Here is a 3975-nt window from a genome sequence, read left to right as displayed (position 1 = left end):
TCATATGTACCTGCTGATTGAGATTGTCTTAAATTCAATGATATACATACAAGATAAACATAAGCGTATAAATTGACTTCTATTTTTATGTTGGTATACTGTATATGTAGCTGACTAACTAAAGTGAATTTTTCTTTATTTAGTTCGCAAAGGAAAAAGGAAGGAATTCACTATGAAAATAAAAAAAATTACAATTTTTATTGTTTCTTTAGCAAGTATTGCTCTATTAACTGCATGTTCTCAGACAGCTCAACCTGTTCAACAGACTGTTAGTCAACAACAATCCAATCAATCTGCTAAGCAAAATGCTTCTGTATCGACATCAAACAACAATCAGTCTCAAACAGTTCAAAGTTCTGAATCTCCAGTAACACAGCCTACAAATATTGATGGGACTTATAACGGTGTGGATGAAGAAGACCAAATTATTCTGGTTGTGAATGGTGCAACCGGAACATGGACGGAAGTGGAACCTGATGGAGATAAAGAGGTGAAGCAAGTTACTTTTGATTCAGTAAATCAACGCATGACGATTAGTGATGATGTCAAAATTTATACTGTCAATGATAATCAAATTATAGTTGATGATCTCGATCGTGATCCGTCAGATCGGATTGTTTTAACTAAATAGTAAAAAAAGGAGACTACATTAAGTTAGTCTCTTTTTCATCATTTAAATTATTTTTGGTAAAAACATATTATTCTTTCGGTGATGAATAAACTTTGATATGGTTACCAAGTATTTTAATATTTACAGGAAGCTTATCTGATTTATCACCGTCAACATCTGTTTCTAACTCAGTATCAGAAGAAATTTTAATATTTCTTGCTTTAATGTATTCGATGTGATCATTAGCCACAACATCTCCTTTTAACAAATCTGGAATTGCAGATAGTTTAGAAAGGATGGAGGCATCTTTTAAAATTAAGATATTTCCGTATCCATCTTTATTTTCATCAAATAGTTTTTTATCAGCGTAATAGTTGGATAATAAGACTAATACTTGACTAGCTTCTCCATTATAACTTCCATTTTCAGTTTCAATACGAATATTAAACACGTCATCTTTTATGATTGACTTCATTGTATTTAATGCATACGCAAAGATTCCAAATTTTGTCTTATCTTCTATTTCAACATTATGAATGGCTTCTGGCAAAGAACCAATGCTAAAGACATAACCAAAATAACTGTTATTAACTTTTCCAATATCAATAGTATTAGTAAAATTGAAATCCAGTTCTTCAATTGCCTGATCAATATCTTGGCTTATTCCTAATAATTTTGTGATTAAGTTGCCTGTCCCACCAGGAATGATCCCCAATTTTGGAATGTAATCTTTCTCAGCAATTCCTGAAATAACCTCATTGACAGTTCCATCTCCACCAAAAACAATTACTGCATCATAATGTTCTTTAGATGCCTTTTCAGAAAAGTGAGTTGCATCCTCAGCTTTTTGAGTAATCATTGTTTCGATATCGTCAAAATACTTTTTAGCTTTGTTTTCCAAAATTTCTTTGTAATCTAATGCCTTTTCTCCACCAGAGGTTGGATTAATAATTAACAATGCTTTTTTCATTGAGATGTCTCCAAAAATTTTCTAAAATATAGAACTGTTTTTATCCTCTTTTTACACCCTATAATTGAATAATCTAAATACTCATTAATTTTCTAGTTCCGTTTTCAACTAAGACAGCTTGAGAGTTAGTCAGAGTAATTACAAATCTATATTTAAGACTTATTCAATATTGTTTTCTCTCTTATGCAAAGATAAAAACTCTTGAAGAAATAGTTTTTTAGCTTCGCCATCAGATGATGTATCTAAATCATCAATCATCATTTTTGCGACTTCTTCACGTGAACTTGTTCCATATTCTTCAAATAATCTAAAATCAATCCGCTCCTCAATATTTGTATATGGATAATGAGCGAGTAAATCGTCAATACGATGATTGAAATTATGTTCTTCCCATAGTTCTAAAAAGACTTTTTTAGAATCTCCCAAATTAATTTCTGGAGCAATCAAACGTAAGGTATCTAAAAATCCAGCTCTGTAGCCTCTCATTTCAGCACATAGAGCAATTACTTCATCTTTATTGATTTTGGTAAGATCATCACGCATGTCCAATAAATCATTGTCTTTAAAAAGTTTCTCAAAACCTTCAAGGCGATTATTGAAATCACTAAATTTTGTATTGTCTAACTGGTTGAATGTCTCTTTAATATCCATAACTTTCTCCGTGATTCTTTATTTTACTTAATAAATAGCAGAGTGTCTATATGTTCATAGACACTCAAGAACGTGCATTTCATCAAGTATAAGTGGAATAATATGTAAGGGTTTACATATTTATATTATATGATTATTTCAGGAATCCGTCAATTTTCCACATTATTATATGATAAAATGTAATTTTTTAAAAATGCAAAAATCTATGAGCAAGATGTTTGACTTCTTTTTTTGGAGCGTATATACTTATATTAACCTTAGAAAAGAAAAAGTGTTTGAACAGATATTCAATAATAATTACTTTTTTGAAAATACAAATTCGAACTTTAAATTTTTATCTTTTTATTATTGTTGAGTATTGTTTTAATTAATTTTTCCTTTCTTTGTTTTAGGAAGGAGGATGATATGCTTATATCCGCTGTTGTCGGTGGTCTTATCGGTTTAGTTGCCGGAGGGATCACTAATAAGGGAGGTTCGATGGGTGTAATTACTAAAGTCTTAGCAGGTTTAGTAGGTTCGTCTGTTGGACAATTACTATTGGGTTCTTGGGGACCTAGCCTAGTTGGTATGGCACTGTTTCCATCTATTGCGGGTGCAGTCATTGTTATCTCCCTAGTGTCGTTTTTCTTTGGGAAAAAAGAATAATATTCTTTTGTTCCCAGGAATAAATTATGATCTTTTTTAAACAAGGAGGTTATAGTTTACGCTCTATTGACGAAAGGATTCAATATGTCAAAGTCAAAAAAAATACTTTCCCTTATTTTTTGTATTTTAATCTTGACAATTTTGATTCCTATTTTGCTAGATTATCACAAAGTTAGCGGTCTCGGTCTCCACTTAGTAAATTGGAAGCGAATTTCCTTTTTGGAATTTTATTTTTCAAGATATCTTTTCTGGGGCTCCTTGGTTCTATCGGTTTTGATACTACTTTTGATGCTAGTTATACTTTTTTACCCTAAGAGGGATTTAGAAATTCAACTAGAAGAAAAAGGCGGTAAGCTGAAACTAAAAAATTCTGCTATTGAAGGATTTGTTCGTGGTTTAGTTAATGAAAATAACTTCATTAAAGATCCTAAAGTTCATGTAAATAGTCGGAAAAATAAATGTTTAGTTTACGTGGAAGGAGAAATTCTTCCGTCTGAAAACATTATCGAAAGAAGTCAATTGATTCAAAAAGAAATCGCTGATGGATTAACACAGTTTTTTGGAATGAATCATGGTGTTAAGCTTGATGTTTCTGTAAAAGATTATAAGCCTAAAACACCAACTAAAAAAACTGTAAGTCGTGTAAAGTAAGGAAGTAAAAAATGGAACAGTTTAAAAAACACAAACTTCCAGTCCTATTTGGATTAGGAGCTATTATCTTAGCAACTCTAATTGTATCCGTTGGTTTATTTAAGATGTTATTTATCTTAATTTGCGCCATTTTGGGAATAGGAATTGGATTTTATTTACAACAAAAAGGACTATTTAAATAATAAAGGAGTTTCATATGTCAAACGAAAAAAATATTAAAGAAACAAACGCAAAAGTAGAAGAAGTTAAACAAACAGATGCAGTAAAAGGTGAATTGACTTACGAAGATAAAGTCATCCAAAAAATCATCGGACTTTCATTAGAAAAAGTAGACGGCTTGTTGGCTGTAGATGGAGGATTTTTCTCTAACCTAGCTGATAAGATCGTCAACACTGACAATGTTGCCAATGGAGTCAACGTTGAAGTTGGTAAAGAACAAGTCGCTGTT

General features: G+C 31.2%; 7 protein-coding genes. 5 read left to right on the top strand and 2 right to left on the bottom strand.

Features of this window, described 5'->3' with window-relative positions; all coding sequences use genetic code 11:
- Positions 1 to 172: 172 nt before the first annotated feature.
- A complete protein-coding gene (locus ACLOR3_RS10590) occupies positions 173 to 631 on the top strand; it encodes an SP_0198 family lipoprotein (protein WP_411400951.1) in 459 nt (152 codons plus the stop codon).
- A 67-nt stretch (positions 632 to 698) separates the two neighbouring features.
- Here ACLOR3_RS10590 and ACLOR3_RS10585 read toward each other — a convergent pair whose 3' ends face one another.
- Positions 699 to 1580: a diacylglycerol/lipid kinase family protein gene (locus ACLOR3_RS10585; RefSeq protein ID WP_154854013.1), complete on the bottom strand. Its 882-nt coding sequence runs from the start codon at positions 1578 to 1580 to the stop codon at positions 699 to 701.
- A 159-nt stretch (positions 1581 to 1739) separates the two neighbouring features.
- A complete protein-coding gene (locus ACLOR3_RS10580) occupies positions 1740 to 2231 on the bottom strand; it encodes a hypothetical protein (RefSeq protein ID WP_048789862.1) in 492 nt (163 codons plus the stop codon).
- A gap of 405 nt (positions 2232 to 2636) precedes the next feature.
- Here ACLOR3_RS10580 and ACLOR3_RS10575 point away from each other — a divergent pair, with 405 nt between their 5' ends.
- The 4 genes from ACLOR3_RS10575 to ACLOR3_RS10560 form a co-directional block, all read left to right on the top strand.
- The gene (locus ACLOR3_RS10575; RefSeq protein WP_048789863.1) at positions 2637 to 2876 is read left to right on the top strand and encodes a GlsB/YeaQ/YmgE family stress response membrane protein; all 240 of its coding nucleotides are present in this window, start codon (positions 2637 to 2639) and stop codon (positions 2874 to 2876) included.
- 84 nt (positions 2877 to 2960) lie between these two features.
- Positions 2961 to 3527 carry an alkaline shock response membrane anchor protein AmaP gene (gene amaP / locus ACLOR3_RS10570; RefSeq protein WP_048789864.1) on the top strand — a complete coding sequence of 189 codons (567 nt, stop codon included), beginning with the start codon at positions 2961 to 2963 and terminating at the stop codon, positions 3525 to 3527.
- A gap of 11 nt (positions 3528 to 3538) precedes the next feature.
- Positions 3539 to 3709, top strand: a complete 171-nt coding sequence (locus tag ACLOR3_RS10565) for a DUF2273 domain-containing protein (protein WP_048789865.1) — start codon at positions 3539 to 3541, stop codon at positions 3707 to 3709.
- Between the two features lie 14 nt (positions 3710 to 3723).
- Positions 3724 to 3975 (top strand): Asp23/Gls24 family envelope stress response protein (locus ACLOR3_RS10560; RefSeq protein WP_412037215.1); only part of this gene is annotated, 252 nt, incomplete at its 3' end.

This window comes from Streptococcus intestinihominis (assembly GCF_046824975.1).
Taxonomy (GTDB): domain Bacteria; phylum Bacillota; class Bacilli; order Lactobacillales; family Streptococcaceae; genus Streptococcus.
Note: the sequence above shows the minus strand (reverse complement) of the source record. Positions and strands in the feature narration are given on the sequence as shown.